Below are 17,896 nucleotides of genomic sequence, written 5' to 3' on the forward strand. Positions count from 1 at the left end.
ATAAAATGGAAGTACATAATAGTCTCTTTTTAGCTAGGTATTTCTTTCTTTTTTAAAATTTAACTTTTTGTTATTTGCTTGCATTTCAATGTTTTAGTGCTTGTATGTACACTTGCTTATAACCAATATCCCCCTTGCCTGAATCATCGTTTTTTTGTATATTTATTGCCGGATTAATACGTAAACAATAAATGTATTGTATATGGAGAATATAAAAAAAATGGTACATGCACTGCTGGAAACAACCGGTAGTCATGCTCCCTTGTTGCAGCAGATTAATGAGGCGTTATTAAAGGATTATCAACTCAACATCAGTAGTGGGTTGCAGATTCTGCCCAAAGAAGTTGAAATCTACTATGTGAACCGGAAAGCAAAGCATCCTTATGTTGATTCGAATATGCACTGCATGCTTGATCCGAAAACAGATGCGGAAATATGGCAGATGCAATCCGGACGTTTCGGACAACTCTATTTTCATCGGAAAGGGTTGGGAGGAGTAGATGTGTGCTTGTCGGATAGCGATCATTTTGCTTTGTGTTGTACCATTAAAGCCGCTGAAATCAATGGCGAAGAGTGTTGGAGTCCGTTGAAAGTGCGTAATGTCATTCTTGAAAAAATCTGTGCGGAAGAAGGAATGTTGCCGGATGTACAGAACAAACAGAAGATAATGGACCGGATGAATGAGAAGAGGTCACTTTCCGTCCTTGCACCCCGCGAATATCCGATTACGGGGTATGTATATCATTTGCACCGCAGAGGACTGCGCCGGAGAGACCGGAACGTGTTGTTGCCTTTGCGCTCATTTGTCGATCTGTGGAATAAAAAACTGCTTATGGGTAATGTACAGAAACTAAATCTCTATATGAACGCTCATCCGCAGGCGAATATTCTGGAAGTGTTGCGTGAACACAACTTCCGTTATATTCCATTTGAAGTAAAGATACGGTATAACATGGATCGTAAGGTGAAGCTATACGACTAAATAAGAAAAATTGTTCTGAAAAGTTCCTTTTTTGTTCTGATTAAGCCTATAAGTAAATAAAAGAAAACCGATACCTTTGCAGTCGAATTTTAATCAATAGTGTATGACTGCAATAATAAATAAGGAGAACTCAAAGGTGTTTTTGCTGATTTTACTCGGTATGTTGTCAGCGTTCGGACCTTTTGTAACGGATATGTATTTGCCTAGTCTGCCAGCAATGGCAGACTATTTTTCTACCCACTCGTCGATGGTGCAACTGGGGCTTACCACCAGCATGATAGGGCTGGCATTGGGACAAATCTTTTTCGGACCATTGAGTGATAAATATGGCAGGCGTCCGTTGTTGCTCGTCTCGATGATACTGTTCATCGTGTCTACGGTATTCTGTCTTTTTGCGCCGGACATTTATTCGTTTATCACATTGAGGTTGATACAGGGAATCGGAGGGGCAGGAGGTATTGTCATATCCCGTTCGGTGGCTACGGATAAGTTTTCGGGGAAGGAACTGGCCAAGATGCTGGCCGTGATCGGTGCGATTAATGGAGTGGCTCCCGTGGCAGCTCCGGTAGTCGGAGGGCTGGTGACCGGTACGATCGGGTGGAAAGGGATTTTTGTGATATTGCTGTTTATTGGCGTACTGCTGTGGATAGGCTGCATCCGTTTTAAAGAATCACTTCCCGTAGAGAAACGCTCGAAGACGGGAATCGTTTCTACTTTCCGTAACTTCGGTGCAATCGTTCATAACCCCCGTTACATGCTCTATGTTCTGCAACTGGCGTTTGCACAAGGCATCCTCTTTGCTTACATAGCTTCCTCACCTTTTATTGTGCAACAACATTACGGATTTTCCCCCTTTGCATTTAGTATCTGCTTCGCGGTGAATGCGGTAGCTATCGGGGTGGCAGCAGCTATCTCCGTGAAATTCCGCCAACCTGAAACTGGGACGCTGACCGGATGCATCGGTATGTTGTGCCTGTCCGTCTGTGTGATGATTGCCTTGTATAACGGATGCGGCTTCTGGACCTATGAACTGCTGATGTTTGCATTACTTTTCACAATGGGACTGACCTTTACTTCCTCCACTACCTTGGCGATGGATAGCGAACGCCGTTACGCCGGAGCAGCTTCCGCCCTGTTGGGAGCACTCTGTTTTGCTTCCGGAGGTATTGTTTCTCCGTTGGTCGGCTTGGGAAATATCCTTGTATCTACCGGAGTTACATTTGTGGTCTGCGCCATCTGTTCCCTGCTTTGTGCACTATGGGCGATGAGGAAAGTACCGATGAAAGTAGCAATGTACCGGATTTTCCGTTAAAGTGAGATTGTTTCAAAAATAAAAGTCATGAGGAAGTTAAAGCTTAAACTCCCTCATGACTTTTATAATTTACTACCAGTATAATTATAATTACTACCAGTATAAACAGACCGTAATAAAACTAGAGTTTTATCTCTTCTGTAAATATTTCCCCGAAACGGTTCTTAACTACCACCTTGACAGATTTTGCATCTTTGGAAGGCTGTGCACGGAAAAGATGGCGTGTGTGATAACCCGTTTTCTTTCCCTTTACCATATTGATATAATCCTGATCCTCATCGTCAAAAGCTTGCATTGCACCTTTCAACACTCCATCCTCGTACCAGTTTACCGTATACGTCCAGTCCCAATCCCAGATATTGGCTACCACGTAGTCTTTCTGGCTTTCAAACTCTCCCGGTTGGTAAAGCCGGAACTGATAGTCGGGAGAACACCCCGTTGCTTTGTAACGCCATTTCACATCATCACCTTTCACTTGTACCACCAGATAACCGTTCGGTGCTCCGCAACGATTCACGTGTCCTGCCCACCATGCGCCGCAGGCGGCTCCGATATTATGTTCGTAAATGGTAGGGGCGGGCAACTGATTTTCATAAAAGTGCGTGTGTCCGGAGAAAATATGTACTTGGTAAGGCCTCAACAGTTGGAAAAGCGCATTGGCGTTGCGCGCATTTCCCCCCGCAGATACCGTGTTATTAGCTACCGGAGCGTGAACGTTCAGGAACACGATATTTCCTTTGGGCACATAACTTAAATCCTTTCTCAACCAGTCCAAATCTTCCGGCGTGAAGCGTTCCGTGTATTTCTTGTTGCCGTCGTAGTCAATATCTTTCATTGCTATCACATGAACTTTACCGATATTGAATGAATAGTTGGCCGGGCCGAATGACTGATAATAATTCTGTTCCCCATAACCATCTGCCGGATGATCCGTCTGCGTCATGGATTTGTAGAGCAGGTTGAAGTCGTGGTTTCCCATCAGTTGGAACATCGTCATTCCCAAATTGGATACCGCTTGACGGTAAGGAGTGTACAGGTTCATGGCATCCCACACCAGATCCCCCAGTCCCATGCCGATGATTTCGAAGTTCTTTAGTGAGTCGGCAGTCTGTTTCAGGTCGGGCACTGTTTCCGTGCGGAAGCGGTCCAGTTGCTTTTCGTTTCTCACTTGCGGGTCGGAAATGGCGATGTAGACAAATTCATCCACCGGCTTCTGTCGTTTAGTTAGTACGAAGTCACATTGGTTCTCGCTTTTCCCGGCATCCAGATATTGATAGAAACCATCGGCTACCCCCTCTTTGGAAGGAAGCTCATACGCTGCCGGAGTGGAGATATAAACCATCGGATAACGTGCCGGGTCAGTGTTCAGAACATAATTTCCTTGCGCATCAGTCGTTTTGAAATGTGCTCCGTCCGTCACCACTACACCGCTGACGGGTTTACCTGTATTATCTTTCACACTACCTTTCACCACAGTCTGACCAAAGGCGGCAACAGTGTTCAGCTGGAAAAGCAAGACCGCTGCAAACAGCGTATTTCTAAAATTGATCTTTTTCATTGCTTATAACTTTCTTAAAGTAACCTGATTGAATAATGCGATAATTTCTTCCGGTTCATTTGCCGACTTGAGAGCCTCTTCAAAAGACTTGCTGTTATCATCGAAACACATCACATTGGCGCAATCCAGGATATGACCCATATTGAATGTAGCAACTTCCCGGCTCACCTCTTCTTTCTTCAATGCTGATGTGGTCGTTGAAGTATTCTTTGATAACCATTGGGTAGATCGATGTGATTTTTTGTTCCATTGTGTAGGGTGACTTGCAACATATCACTGGGAGGCAAGGCGTGTTCCATCCTTTCAGTAAGTAGGCAAAGAACTCGGAATTTATTTCATGTTTTTATTTTTTAGGCTTTAAAATTAGATGGTAATCTTTTTCTAAATTATAGTCGTTATAATTAGGCTTTAAATCATTAGGCATTGACTCTAACTCTTTAGAAGTGCGATTTTCCTTTAATTTGAATGTTTTTATTATATGAGAAACTGGCGCACCATTTTTAGGCTGTATTTTGATGAAAAAACGTACACAAACATCTCCGGCATATTTGTTAAAATTAGCCCAATCTGTATTCCAGTGGTCAGTATAAACTCCCTCTTCCCAATAAGTGTATTTTTCATTATTATACGATGTCTTTAAAGATCTACATAAGGTCTCTTTATTGTAATATAAAACAATTTCTTGATTTATTACATGTATATCTGCAATCGCCTTTACTTCTGGATTAAATTCTAAGTAAGGTGAATAATCTTTACTTGTATCAAAGACAATGCGATGAACTTCATTAATATAATCACCATATTCTGGATCAAGTCCTTGATATTCATAGTATTGTTCGTAAGATTTTATTTCTGGTTTTCCTTTAAAATTCACGACTCCTAGTATTTTATTATATAATGGAACATAACCTGTTGCATTTATAACATTTTCTGTTCCTGGTAACCAAAATGAAATTGGCATTGAAGGAAATGCTCCGCTATTTGTGCTTGTACCTGACAAGGAAATTGTAGTCATCAATTGATAATTTACCGGAGGATTTATTTCTTTATTGCTGCTTCCACCCACAATTCCACTAACAAATCCAACAATAAGTCCTGGTAGACCAGACGTAGATCCCTTTAATGCAGAACTCACTCCATTATATAACGCATTAAAGATCCCATTTTTTAGCCCTAACTTATTATTTGATTGTCCCTCTTTGGCATCTGATATTTTGTTCCTCTCTAAAGAATTTAGTCCAATTCCAGCCAAAACTCCAGTTCCTATTGATTTTAATTCATCAGATTGTAATATATTTCCCATTTTATTTGAATGATCTACAGCTCCTTGACCTAGAATAGCATCAAGCTTTCCTTCCATTTTTCCATCTAAGTATATTTTAGAAACACTATAGTAGTTCAAAAACCAATTAAATCGTATTTCATTATAAGGAATAGAAGAAAGATTTTGATCATAAGCCAATTCATATTCCATCATATACCATCTGTTAGTAGCTAATGGCATTGAACCATCAATAGGGGCGGGCTGTAGTTGTACATAGCTTTTTTGATTTTTTGCCACTGCATCTAGTACTGGCTGTCCTAAAAAGTTTAAAATAGATGTTTCCCTGGCAGAAACAACAGAGATACCATTTTGTATGTAAGAAGAAGTTGCAACGAAAGGTGTTGTTATATATAAATATATTCTCATTGTACCTCGATACTTATTATACAATACAAAGAAAGGATTATTCACTACACTAGAAGTCTCTGAACTAAAAGCATTATAAAGCATCTCCCATCCATCAAAAGATTTATAATCATTAAGTATATCTGTTTCATAGAATGAAGATAAACTCCCTGCTCCAATCCAAGGAACTGGTATTCGTGCATATCCTGCAGGAGTCGGCATCCAATCGGCTTTTTCCCAATCGAAATCGGGCGTTACCACTGAACGAGTAGTCGACGAAGGTGTAAGATTCCAGTCAGTTTTACTGTCATCAGAACATGAAGTCATCGTCAGGCAATATCCTATTATTAAAAATAACAATCGAAATAATCTTTTTTTTGCGTTCATAATTTAAACATTTTAATTATACATATGATACTTGGATGCTTTCGATATCATCCGGATTGATGTCGGAGAATCCGTTACCATAGTCCACGGAAAGTTCGCTGTTTGAACCTGCACCGTAGGCAACACCCGGATTGGTCATCGGACTACTCATCGGTACACCGTCCACTACCACCAATGCGTCATTTCCGTTCTGGTTCAGCGAGACGTCCCCCCGCAGCGAGATACGGCTCGAATTGAGCGGGCCACCGGAAGAGATAACACTCAATCCGGCTACCTTCCCGTTCAGTGCCGTCGACCAGTTGGTGGGCAGGGCGCTCGTAATCATATCCCCTTTCACGGTTTCCGTGGCATATCCCAATCCTTTTTCTTCACGTTTAATCCCCAAGGCAGTCACCACCACATCATTCAGTTGTTGCGACTCTTCTGCCAGTTTAACATTCATCGTGTTGCCTGCATAGTTCTTCTGTAGCGTTTTATATCCTACATAACTGAATACAAGCAAATCCTTTTGAGTCAATGTTTTTTTAGTCTTCAGGGAGTAGTTTCCATCAATGTCGGTCACCGTGCCGTCTGTCGAATTTTTCACAGCTACGGTAGCCCCGATTAACGGTTCTCCATCTTCACTCGTTATTTTTCCTTTCACTGTTGTCTGTGCGTATACAGAGCCACAGCACAAGAGCCCAATCGACAGAGAAAGCAGCCATTTGTTTCTTTTCATAATCTTTTACCTTGCTTCTTTAAATTTATTAAATGCAATAAAGTTATTCACACCAGTGTTTTGTTTCACGGTGCAAAGGAATACAAGGCAGATTAAGATAGTATTACAGATCTGTTAACAATCTGTGTTGTGTCGTAAACACTAATTAAAGAATCCGAGTTTGATGATATAAGAGGATGTTGCGGGAGATTATTACATGGAATACTTACTCTGATATTCCTTCGGCGACATCCCCTCGTGCCGCTTGAAGTACCTCCCCAAATACGACTGGTCGGGAAAACCAAGTTGGTCGGCTATCTCCTGAATGGTCAGTTCGGTGGATTGGAGCAATACTTTGATTTCGAGGATGGCAAAGTCGTCAATAATCTTTTTGGCGGAGTCGCGCGTCACGCTTTTGCAGATACCTGTCAGGTATTTGGTGGAGATGCACAGTTTGTTGGCATAGAAAGTCACTTCTCGTTGAGAAATGCAGTTTTCGTGTACCAGTGCGATGAAATTCTTGAAGATTTCATCCTGCCGGCTTCCTCCTTCAATTTCCTGACGGTCGAAGTGGCGGTAGCACTTATCATAGATATTCAGCATAAACGATTGGAGGTGATTTTTGGCAATCTGGTTACGGAAGCGGTTTTCACGGTCGTTGTATATGACCATTGCGGCATGTATCAAGCTGTTGATGGCTCCGGTATTTTCTTCCGGTAGTTTATAGCATGGTTTTTCTTTCATGAACCGGAAGAAAATCGGTTCGAACCGCAGGCAGGCTTCGCGAAACATTTCTTTGGGAAATCCGAAGAAAGAAGCAGTGAAATCGCTGCTGCTGCCGTTGATACGGATAATCGTTCCCGGCAAAAGCACGATTTGAGTATTTTCTACTATTTCATAGTCCTTCAAGTCGATCGTGACATGGGCCCACCCGCTTCTGCAAAAATAGATGGCACCCCCTTCCAGTTTCCACAGGCGATGCATAATTGGCGACAGGTTTTCGTCCATTCCGGCAACGAACGGTTCACGGAGGATGGCTAGGTTAGAGTTTTTTTGTTCCATTGTTCTTCTTATTTTGGGTACAAAAATAGGACTTTTTCACTAAATATCGGTTTTAATGTTCCAAAAATGAACAAAACTGAATACACTATGTCCAGTTTTCAATGAAGAAAACAGTCTACCTTTGCCGCGTTCAAAAATATTTAATAGGTAACAGAAAATGAGTAAAAAGGTATGTAAAGTGAAGCAAGGGCTATTGTTGCTCTGCTGTGTGGTAGTTGCTACGGGCTGTAAACAAGCTCCTCCGGCACAAATGGAAACAGAATACGAAGTGATGACCGTTTCTCCGGTCGACCGGATGATTTCGAGCACCTACTCGGCGACCATCCGCGGACGTCAGGATATTGATATTTATCCCCAGGTAAGTGGTACGCTGACTAAAGTCTGCGTGACGGAAGGCCAGCGCGTAAAGAACGGACAGACATTGTTCATCATCGACCAAGTGCCGTATGAAGCTGCTTTGCAGACGGCAGTGGCAAACGTTGAATCAGCCAAAGCCTCTCTGGCTACGGCGCAACTGACGTATGACAGTAAAGAGGAACTGTATAAAGAGAATGTAGTTTCCTCTTTCGATTTGAGTACGGCAAAAAACTCCCTGTTGGCTGCCAAAGCACAGTTGGCACAGGCCAAGGCGCAGGAAGTGAGCGCCCGCAATAATCTTTCTTATACGGTTGTGAAAAGTCCGGCCGACGGAGTGGTAGGCACGTTGCCTTACCGTGTAGGAGCTTTGGTAAGTTCCGCTCTTGCCCAGCCGTTGACTACCGTTTCCGACAATTCGGATATGTACGTCTACTTCTCCATGACGGAAAACCAATTACTGGGACTGATCCGTCAATATGGTTCTAAAGAGGAAGCACTGAAAAATATGCCTGCTATCGACCTGCAACTGAATGATAAATCAGCCTATTCCGAACGGGGACAGATTGAATCTATCAGTGGAGTGATCGACCGTTCGACGGGTACGGTCAGCCTACGTGCAGTTTTCCCGAACAAGGAAGGGTTATTGCATAGCGGTGGTGCGGGGAACGTGATTGTTCCTGTTCAAAAAACAGGTGCACTGACCATTCCACAGGCTGCCACTTTCGAAATACAAGATAAGAGATATGTGTATAAAGTAGTGGACGGCAAGGCGCAATCGAGTCAGGTACAAGTGACCCGCATCAATGGCGGCCGTGAATTTATTGTAGATGAAGGGTTGGCGCCGGGAGATGTGATTGTAGCAGAAGGAGTAGGTTTACTTCGTGAAGGCACTCCTATCAAGGCAAAGACGGCATCATCAGCTTCGGCAGCACAAGCAGATGCAGCACAGGCAGATGCAGCACAAGCAGACCAGGCTTCATCATCTCCGGTAACTACTACTGAAAATTAAACCAAGGAGGAATCATTCATGAATTTAAGAACCTTTATTGAACGCCCCGTATTATCGGCAGTCATCTCTATCACGATTGTCGTAGTGGGTATCATCGGGCTGTTCACTCTGCCCGTTGAGCAGTATCCTGATATTGCTCCGCCTACCATTATGGTGAGTACCACCTATTATGGCGCCAGTGCGGAAACATTGCAGAAGAGTGTTATTGCGCCTTTGGAAGAGGCGATCAACGGAGTGGAAGACATGACCTACATGACTTCTTCCGCCACCAATGCCGGTTCGGTGAGCATCACCGTCTATTTTAAGCAGGGCACAGACCCCGATATGGCGGCTGTCAATGTGCAGAACCGTGTATCGCGCGCTACGGGGCAGCTTCCGGCGGAGGTAACCCAAGTCGGTGTGACCACTTCCAAGCGTCAGACGAGTATTTTGCAGATGTTCTCCCTGTCCAGTCCGGACGAGAGTTACGACGAGAACTTCCTGTCCAACTATATCAGCATCAACCTGAAACCTCAAATCCTTCGTATCTCCGGTGTGGGCGATATGATGATTATGGGCGGTGAATATAGTATGCGTGTTTGGATGAAGCCGGATGTGATGGCGCAGTATAAACTGATTCCGTCTGATATTACCGGTGTGCTTGCCGAGCAGAATATCGAATCGGCTACCGGTTCGTTCGGTGAGAACTCCAATGAAACGTATCAGTATACGATGAAATACAAGGGACGTTTGATTACTCCTGAAGAATTCGGGGATATCGTTATCCGTTCTACCGATAATGGTGAGGTTTTGAAACTGAAGGATATTGCCGATATACAACTGGGACAGGACAGCTATGCTTACCATGGTGGTATGGATGGTCATCCGGGTATATCCTGCATGGTGTTCCAGACTGCGGGTTCCAATGCGACCGAAGTAAACCGGAACATTGACAAATTTCTCGACGAGGCGCGCAAGGAGCTTCCGAAAGGAGTGGAACTGACGCAGATGATGAGCTCCAACGACTTCCTGTTCGCTTCCATTCATGAGGTAGTGAAGACATTGATTGAGGCTATCATATTGGTTATCCTTGTGGTGTACGTCTTTTTGCAGGACTTTCGTTCTACGTTGATTCCGCTGGTTGGAATTGTAGTTTCGCTGGTGGGCACGTTTGCTTTCATGGCGATAGCCGGATTCAGTATCAACCTATTGACTTTGTTTGCGTTGGTGCTCGTTATCGGTACGGTGGTGGATGATGCCATTATTGTCGTCGAGGCGGTGCAGGCGCGGTTCGATGTGGGCTATAGGTCATCGTATATGGCAAGTATCGACGCTATGAAAGGAATCAGTAATGCCGTTGTCACCTCTTCGCTGGTGTTTATGGCGGTGTTTATTCCGGTGTCCTTCATGGGCGGCACTTCCGGTACGTTTTATACGCAGTTCGGTCTGACGATGGCGGTTGCGGTGGGTATTTCCGCAGTCAATGCGTTGACTTTGAGTCCGGCTTTGTGTGCACTGCTGCTGAAACCTTATATTAATGAAGACGGAACGCAGAAGAACAACTTTGCGGCACGTTTCCGTAAGGCTTTCAATTCGGCTTTCGATGTGATGGTGGATAAATATAAGACGATTGTATTGTTCTTTATCAAGCGCAGATGGCTGACATGGTCTTTGCTGGCTTGTTCCGTAGTGTTGCTTGTGTTCCTGATGAATACCACAAAGACCAGTCTGGTACCCGACGAGGATCAAGGGGTTGTTTTTGTTAATGTGAGTACGGCGGCAGGCAGTTCGCTGGCAACAACGAATGAAGTGATGGGGCGTATTGAAAAACGCTTGATGGAAATACCTCAACTGAAACACGTGCAGAAAGTGGCGGGTTACGGATTGCTGGCAGGACAGGGTAGTTCGTTCGGTATGTTGATTCTCAAATTGAAACCGTGGGACGAACGTCCGGAGGATGAGGACAATGTGCAGTCGGTGATCGGTCAGGTATATGCGCGTACGGCTGATATAAAGGATGCCAGTGTGTTCGCCATCTCTCCGGGTATGATTCCGGGATACGGTATGGGTAATGCACTCGAACTTCATATGCAGGATAAGATGGGCGGTGATGTGAAAGAGTTCTTCACCACTACCCAACAATATTTGGGAGCCTTGAATCAGCGGCCTGAAATCTCGATGGCTTATTCGACATTCGACGTGCGCTATCCGCAGTGGACGGTAGAGGTGGATGCAGCTAAATGTAAGCGTGCAGGCATCACGCCCGATGCTGTGTTGAGTACGCTGTCCGGTTATTACGGTGGGCAGTATGTGTCCAATTTCAACCGCTTCTCTAAAGTGTACCGTGTCATGATTCAGGCCGATCCGGTGTTCCGTTTGGACGAAACTTCGCTCGATAATGCTTTTGTGCGTATGTCGAATGGAGAGATGGCACCGTTGAGCCAGTTCGTTACGCTGACCCGTAGCTACGGTGCGGAATCGTTGAGCCGTTTCAATATGTACAACTCCATTGCGGTAAATGCGATGCCGGCCGACGGATATAGTACGGGAGACGCCATCAAGGCTGTGCAGGAAACTGCCGAACAGTCTCTTCCGAAAGGTTACGGCTATGATTACGGAGGTATCACCCGTGAGGAAAACCAGCAGAGCGGTACGACGATCATTATTTTCGGTATCTGCTTCCTGATGATTTACCTTATTTTGAGTGCGCTCTACGAGAGCTTCATTATTCCGTTCGCTGTTCTTTTGAGTGTGCCTTGCGGATTGATGGGTAGCTTCCTTTTCGCCCGGATGTTCGGACTGGAGAATAATATTTATCTGCAGACAGGTTTGATTATGTTGATCGGTCTGCTGGCGAAGACGGCTATTTTGCTGACGGAATATGCTGCTGAACGTCGTAAAGCAGGCATGGGGCTGATTGCTTCTGCGGTCAGTGCGGCTAAAGCCCGTCTGCGTCCGATTTTGATGACGGCGTTGACGATGATTTTCGGTCTGTTCCCGCTGATGATGTCAAGTGGAGTAGGAGCCAACGGTAACCGTTCATTGGGTACGGGTGTAGTAGGCGGTATGACCATCGGTACACTGGCGTTGCTCTTCATCGTGCCTACTTTGTTTATCGCTTTCCAGTGGTTGCAGGAACGTTTGCGTCCCGTGCAGAGCAGGCCGACGCATGACTGGCAGATTGAAGAAGAAATCAAAGTGAGCGAGGAAGAAAAATCTAAAGCTGGAAAAGGATAACTAATAATTAAAGGCTTTAGGCACGGATTACACGGATTACACAGTTTTGGCTGCGCAATCTTTTAAAACCGTGTAATCCGCGTAATCCGTGCCTAATTAAAATAAGAACGCATTATCCGTGCCTAATTAAAATAAAACCGAAATAATCCGTTCCTGAATTAAAATAAGAACCAATGAGAAAAATAATCATTCTGTCCGCAGCAACGCTTATATTGAGCAGTTGCGGTATCTACAATAAATACAAACCGGTATCGGAAGTTCCCGAAGGACTTTACGGCAGCGGGTCCGTTGCTGCCGCCGATACGGCAAACTTCGGCAACCTCTCGTGGCGGGAGGTCTTTACCGACCCTTATCTGCAGAATTTGGTGGACTCGGCACTCTTGCGCAACACCGATATGCAGACTGCCCATTTGCGTGTGAAAGAAGCGGAAGCCACGCTGCTGACGTCCAAACTGTCTTATCTGCCTTCTTTGTTTCTTTCGCCGGAAGGAGCTGCCAGCAGCTTCGACCGTGGAAAGGCTACACAAACTTATTCGCTGCCCGTGACTGCTTCGTGGGAACTGGATATTTTTGGAAAGGTGACAACAGCGAAGCGTCGCGCGAAAGCTGCCTACGAACAGAGCAAGGAATATGAACAGGCTGTCAAGACGCAGTTGGTAGCATCTGTTGCCAACACGTATTACACGTTGTTGATGCTCGATTCGCAGTATGAGATAGCTGTGGCTACCGAAGCTGCCTGGAAAGAAAGTGTGAATGCCACCCGTGCCATGAAAAAGGCCGGGATGGTGAATGAAGCGGGACTGGCGCAGACGGAGGCTACCTACTTCAATATATGTACCACCGTGCTCGACCTGAAAGAGCAAATCAATCAGGCGGAAAACTCACTGGCACTTTTACTGGCAGAAACTCCCCACAAAATACAGCGCGGCAAACTGGGAAATCAGCAGTTGCCGGAAAACTTCTCCGTGGGTGTTCCCTTGCAGATGCTTGCCAACCGTCCTGATGTGCGTAGCGCAGAATTTTCGTTGGCACAGGCTTTCTATACAACGAATGCCGCCCGTGCCGCTTTCTATCCTTCCATCACGTTGAGCGGCAGTGCAGGATGGACCAACAGTGGCGGGAGCATGATTGTCAACCCGGGTAAGTTTCTGGCCTCTGCCGTGGCTTCCCTGACGCAGCCTTTGTTTAATAAAGGAGTGAATATCGCCCAACTGAAAATAGCGAAAGCCCAACAGGAGGAAGCCCGCCTTAGTTTCGAACAGGCCTTGCTGAATGCCGGCGTGGAAGTGAACGAGGCACTGGTGCAGTACCAGACTGCCCGCGAGAAAGCCGACTACTACAACAAACAGGTGGCTTCCCTGCAAACGGCAGCCAAGAGCACAAGCCTCTTGATGAAACATGGCAACACCACTTATCTGGAAGTACTGACCGCCCAACAGACATTGCTCAATGCACAACTGTCGCAAGTGGCGAACCGCTTTACCGAAATCCAGGGCGTGATCACTTTGTATCAGGCATTGGGTGGCGGCCGTATGTAGGGAGGTATGTATGAATCCAGAAACACTGCGTTGCCGGATACTCGACTACACCAAACGGGAAATGTACCTGCATGGTGCCGACGGGTTGACGATGGATGATATAGCCAGGGGAATGAAGATGTCGAAGCGGACGCTTTACAAGCTCTTTCCCAGCAAAACGAGTCTGTTCCGTATCTGTCTTTCTGATTTTGCCAAAGGAATCAGAAGCCGGATCGAGCAACAACAGATACGGATGGACAGCTCGTGTATGGAGGCGCTTTTCATCACAGTGGACGGCTATCTCACCCTGCTTCATTCGTTGGGGAAAAAGTTGTTGCTCGATATTGCCGCCGACAGGGAATACCGTGCTGCTTTCGAGCGGGAGGAGGCTTTCTGGTTGCAGCAGTTGATTGATGTCTTGACGCATTGCAGGATTTGCGGTTATCTGCTTCCCGGAGTCGATCCCGACCGCTTTGCACCGGATTTGCAGGAGGTCATCTACCAGAGCAGTTTGCAAGGTACTCCGTACCTGGTGCAGCGTATGTTGAACTATACGCTTCTGCGGGGGCTTTTTAAGATGGACGGCATCCGTTATATTGACGAACACCTGAAACCTGATAATTTGAATGTTTGTGTATGAAGAGAAAGAGGTGGGCTACCCTGTAAAGGGAGCTCACCTCTTTTATTTTCTTCGTTCGTAAACGGTTGGTTGGTAAATAGTGCCTTTATGAATCCGATTACTTTATAATCCTTCGATTATGCTTAAAGGTAAATCGGTACATTCGGCGATAGATTGGTTGTCTATCCCTTTGGCTTTCATGTTCCGGGCTATTTTCAACTGGGTTTCTTGTGCACCTTTTTGTTCAGCTGCATCCATTGTCACCAAATAATCTCGGTACACTTTGACGCTATTGTCGTATCGCTCCCTGTCTTCCGGAGACATAGAAGCCACATCAGCGATATCTTCCAATTTCTCGAAGACAGCTTTTCGTGCCTTGAACGGCATGCGTTTTAAAGTTTCCATATTATTTAATATATAAATCCAACGTTCAAAATTCGTTTCGCATTCCTCTTCGTTTTTGTTGAAGAGAGGGAGGGCGATAAAGATTTCCCGGAATTTATCCGAGAAGAGTTCTCCTGTTTCCCTGTCACTTAGAATAACATCCGTGCGGAGTTTTATGTTCTTGTCGATAATGAAATTCATCAAGAAAACTCCGTATACGGCTTTTATTTCAAACTTCCATTCATTGCCTACCCTTCCTTGATTGACGATGGCACGCGATAAATAATAAATCGAGCGTTCTTTGAAGTTGCTTTGCATACGGTTCTGCATTTCAACGATGATTTTTTCGCCTGTGTCCGTGGTGCAATATACATCATAGATAATACCTCGTCCTTCCGGATAGAGCGGCAATTGCTCATTATTCAAAAACTGTAAGTCCGTTATCACTCGTTCACCTTCGAGCAGGTCGTTCAGAAATTCGATTAGTAAATCCTTAGACACTTCTCTGCCGAATATTAGTTTGAATCCGTAGTCGGTGAACGGATTGATAAATTTACTCATTGTTTTGGGTCGCTTCTTTTTATGTTTTGCAAAGAGACGTTTCTCTTTATACATAAAAAAGAGGCTTTTTCTTCGTACTACAAAGGTACGATAATTCTTGGTTTTCCATCCCTTTTGCAGTAAAAATAAAAAGGTTCCCCATTTTTTTATTTGTTACTCCTGTTCTTCGTTTAGTGTTTTTCTGCGCTGATAGCGTTCCACTAAAACGTTCATAATTGAAAAAGATTAAGATTTGAACAATCATGTTTTCTGTTCTTATGACATCATGAATCTGTAAAGTGTGAAAGATAGAGTTTGACTTTTTCTTATTTGTGTATATGATAAATTGAAATAAAAACAGAAAAATATTCAAGATATTATTATCATGAAATATTGTGAAAACGTATGTCGAAGTTTGTCTATAATCGTTTCCGATCATTTGTTGTGGATTTACATTTTGCATATTTGTTCCTTTTTGAAATTTTCAACAAAAATACTCCATGAACCGGAAGTTTCCCAAACTATCGATTCTTTTCGGTCGAGTTTGGTTCTAAACAGTCACGTAAGTACATTAATAACTTTTTTGGGGAGTGTCTGGATAAGCAGAAAGAATTAGAGACAGAAAGAAACAAAAATAAAAAACAGAGGCTCCGTTTGCTTGAAACGGAGCCTCTGAATGTATCAAACGGAGGCTCTTCCGCACGGGTTTAGAGCCTCCATTTAGAGGATAAAAAAGCGTCTTTTTCCTGAACGCATTGCGAAACACTTTTGAGAAGCAGATAACTCGCTATGTGGTAGATGGTTACACCCACTTTGAAAAGACCCCTTGAAACACTATCCTGAATTATTATAAATATATAAATAATAAACTATATATATTAAAATATATAGTTCGATTTTCCTATTTTTGAAGATTAATGTTTCATTTCTTCGGGTCCGTTCGGATAGACGATTGCCATCACAATTTTGGGAGGCCCCCAACACTGAACGATGATCTCCTGCATCTTCGGAGTCAGGTAGGTGGTGTGTTCGGTGTAGCCGGCAGCTTGCAGCTCGGCAGTGAGTGACAGATTCTGGTCAATCTTTTCACGCATTCTTCTTCTGGACGCGGTAACGCCCGAAGGACACGGAAAGTACTCCATCGCAAATTGCGAGAATGGCTTGAAACCATTGATGATGTAGATTTCCGTAACTGTTTTGTCTTCTTTCATTATAAAAAAATTAAATTGTATATCAAACCTGTTTTGTCGGTTTAATTTCCCGCAAAAGTATGAAAAGGAATTGATTTACAACTATAAAATAAATTGATTTTTTAGGACGTAAATTATGCGTGTCAAAATCTATTTGTAGTTTTGTTTTATCGAATAAATTCGACTGTTCAAACAGTAAATAATAATTATTAAAAAAAAAGTTGATGAAGAAAGAAGATTTGGTTTCGTTTATGAAAGAAATCGCTGCCGAGTTGCAGCGAAGGGGGAATTTAGGGACTGCCCATGTGTACCGGAGCAGCTTGAATGCAATCCGCACCTTTCTGGGTTCGGACAAAATGCAGTTCCGGCAACTGACGCCCGAATGGTTGAAGCGTTTCGAAAACAGTCTGCGGGAACGTGGATGCAGTTGGAACACGGTGTCTACTTATCTGCGCACCTTGCGGGCGGTCTATAATCGTGCGGTCAGCCAACGGAAAGCGGCATATGTGCCTCATTTGTTCCGTTCGGTTTACACGGGTACGCGGGCGGATCGTCAGCGGGCATTGGATAATGAGGACATGAAGAAAGTGTTCACCCGTTTGGCGACACAATCGGCTGCAACTACCGCCATGCGCACCGCACAGGATTGGTTTATCCTGATGTTCCTGCTCCGCGGATTGCCGTTCGTCGATCTGGCTTATCTACGCAAGAGTGATTTGAAGGAGAATGTTATCACGTATCGACGCAGAAAGACAGGCCGCACATTGTCCGTGACACTGACAACGGAAGCGATGTTTCTGTTGCAGCGGTATATGAATCGGGATGTCGCTTCTCCCTATCTGTTTCCCATCCTGCGGAGTGGTGAGGGAACGGAAGAGGCATACTGGGAATATCAGTTGGCATTGCGGGGATTCAATCACCAGTTGGCTTTATTGGGTGAACTGTTGGGAATCAAAGGCAGGCTAAGTTCTTACGCTGCACGCCATACGTGGGCTACGACTGCTTATTATTGCGAAATCCATCCGGGAGTGATCTCCGAAGCGATGGGACATTCGTCTATCACGGTAACAGAAACCTACCTGAAGCCATTCCACAGCAAGAAGATAGATGATGCGAACAGGAGGATTATTGATTTCGTAGAGCAGTCGATAGGGAAAGCAATTGCTTGACAAATAGGACGTTACTTTGTAGGTAACGGGATTTTGAATATGCAGCAAAAGTATGCATATTTATTAAAATACGCAAACAGAAACAAACATTATTTCTAATAAATAGTTTCAAAAGGGAAATAACACAAGCAAAACATATCACTTCTTTGCATTAGAGCTTCATCGACATCTAAAATTTGCAAAAGACATTCTCCCCCTACCATTCTCCTGAAAAGCAGGGGCGGAGAG

Annotated in this window: 12 protein-coding genes and 2 pseudogenes; 7 read left to right on the forward strand and 7 right to left on the reverse strand. The window is 44.4% G+C overall.

Annotated elements, in window-relative coordinates:
- Positions 1 to 202 precede the first annotated feature (202 nt).
- Both I2I13_RS16675 and I2I13_RS16680 read left to right on the forward strand, forming a co-directional pair.
- Positions 203 to 982 (forward strand): hypothetical protein, encoded by a 780-nt coding sequence (locus I2I13_RS16675; protein ID WP_195650033.1) that lies wholly within the window; start codon positions 203 to 205, stop codon positions 980 to 982.
- 103 nt (positions 983 to 1,085) lie between these two features.
- On the forward strand, positions 1,086 to 2,294 hold the full coding sequence (locus I2I13_RS16680; RefSeq protein ID WP_195650034.1) for a multidrug effflux MFS transporter: 1,209 nt from the start codon (positions 1,086 to 1,088) through the stop codon (positions 2,292 to 2,294).
- A 121-nt stretch (positions 2,295 to 2,415) separates the two neighbouring features.
- On the opposite strand, the gene I2I13_RS16685 is transcribed toward I2I13_RS16680, so the two are convergent.
- The 5 genes and pseudogenes from I2I13_RS16685 to I2I13_RS16705 all read right to left on the reverse strand — a co-directional run bounded on the left by I2I13_RS16685 (position 2,416) and on the right by I2I13_RS16705 (position 7,667).
- On the reverse strand, positions 2,416 to 3,852 hold the full coding sequence (locus I2I13_RS16685; RefSeq protein WP_195650035.1) for a calcineurin-like phosphoesterase family protein: 1,437 nt from the start codon (positions 3,850 to 3,852) through the stop codon (positions 2,416 to 2,418).
- A 3-nt stretch (positions 3,853 to 3,855) separates the two neighbouring features.
- Positions 3,856 to 4,038, reverse strand: a pseudogene (locus I2I13_RS16690) (hypothetical protein); the annotation flags it as partial.
- Positions 4,039 to 4,195: 157 nt separating this feature from the next.
- The gene (locus I2I13_RS16695) at positions 4,196 to 5,908 is read right to left on the reverse strand and encodes a hypothetical protein (protein WP_195650036.1); all 1,713 of its coding nucleotides are present in this window, start codon (positions 5,906 to 5,908) and stop codon (positions 4,196 to 4,198) included.
- A gap of 28 nt (positions 5,909 to 5,936) precedes the next feature.
- Positions 5,937 to 6,626, reverse strand: a pseudogene (locus I2I13_RS16700) (carboxypeptidase-like regulatory domain-containing protein); the annotation flags it as partial.
- A gap of 192 nt (positions 6,627 to 6,818) precedes the next feature.
- Positions 6,819 to 7,667: an AraC family transcriptional regulator gene (locus tag I2I13_RS16705; protein ID WP_148365078.1), complete on the reverse strand. Its 849-nt coding sequence runs from the start codon at positions 7,665 to 7,667 to the stop codon at positions 6,819 to 6,821.
- 157 nt (positions 7,668 to 7,824) lie between these two features.
- Here I2I13_RS16705 and I2I13_RS16710 point away from each other — a divergent pair, with 157 nt between their 5' ends.
- The 4 genes from I2I13_RS16710 to I2I13_RS16725 all read left to right on the forward strand — a co-directional run bounded on the left by I2I13_RS16710 (position 7,825) and on the right by I2I13_RS16725 (position 14,406).
- Positions 7,825 to 9,033, forward strand: a complete 1,209-nt coding sequence (locus I2I13_RS16710) for an efflux RND transporter periplasmic adaptor subunit (protein ID WP_195650037.1) — start codon at positions 7,825 to 7,827, stop codon at positions 9,031 to 9,033.
- Between the two features lie 18 nt (positions 9,034 to 9,051).
- Positions 9,052 to 12,249: an efflux RND transporter permease subunit gene (locus I2I13_RS16715; RefSeq protein ID WP_195650038.1), complete on the forward strand. Its 3,198-nt coding sequence runs from the start codon at positions 9,052 to 9,054 to the stop codon at positions 12,247 to 12,249.
- A gap of 173 nt (positions 12,250 to 12,422) precedes the next feature.
- Positions 12,423 to 13,787, forward strand: a complete 1,365-nt coding sequence (locus I2I13_RS16720) for a TolC family protein (protein WP_148365075.1) — start codon at positions 12,423 to 12,425, stop codon at positions 13,785 to 13,787.
- 10 nt (positions 13,788 to 13,797) lie between these two features.
- Positions 13,798 to 14,406 carry a TetR/AcrR family transcriptional regulator gene (locus tag I2I13_RS16725; protein WP_148365074.1) on the forward strand — a complete coding sequence of 203 codons (609 nt, stop codon included), beginning with the start codon at positions 13,798 to 13,800 and terminating at the stop codon, positions 14,404 to 14,406.
- Positions 14,407 to 14,508: 102 nt separating this feature from the next.
- Here I2I13_RS16725 and I2I13_RS16730 read toward each other — a convergent pair whose 3' ends face one another.
- On the reverse strand, positions 14,509 to 15,384 hold the full coding sequence (locus I2I13_RS16730; protein WP_195650039.1) for an Rpn family recombination-promoting nuclease/putative transposase: 876 nt from the start codon (positions 15,382 to 15,384) through the stop codon (positions 14,509 to 14,511).
- Positions 15,385 to 16,223: 839 nt separating this feature from the next.
- Positions 16,224 to 16,520 carry a DUF4248 domain-containing protein gene (locus I2I13_RS16735; protein WP_229128663.1) on the reverse strand — a complete coding sequence of 99 codons (297 nt, stop codon included), beginning with the start codon at positions 16,518 to 16,520 and terminating at the stop codon, positions 16,224 to 16,226.
- Positions 16,521 to 16,723: 203 nt separating this feature from the next.
- Here I2I13_RS16735 and I2I13_RS16740 point away from each other — a divergent pair, with 203 nt between their 5' ends.
- On the forward strand, positions 16,724 to 17,668 hold the full coding sequence (locus tag I2I13_RS16740) for a site-specific integrase (RefSeq protein WP_195650040.1): 945 nt from the start codon (positions 16,724 to 16,726) through the stop codon (positions 17,666 to 17,668).
- The last annotated feature ends 228 nt before the right edge of the window (positions 17,669 to 17,896 follow it).

Source organism: Bacteroides sp. D55t1_190419_B8 (assembly GCF_015558905.1).
Classification (GTDB): domain Bacteria; phylum Bacteroidota; class Bacteroidia; order Bacteroidales; family Bacteroidaceae; genus Bacteroides; species Bacteroides vicugnae.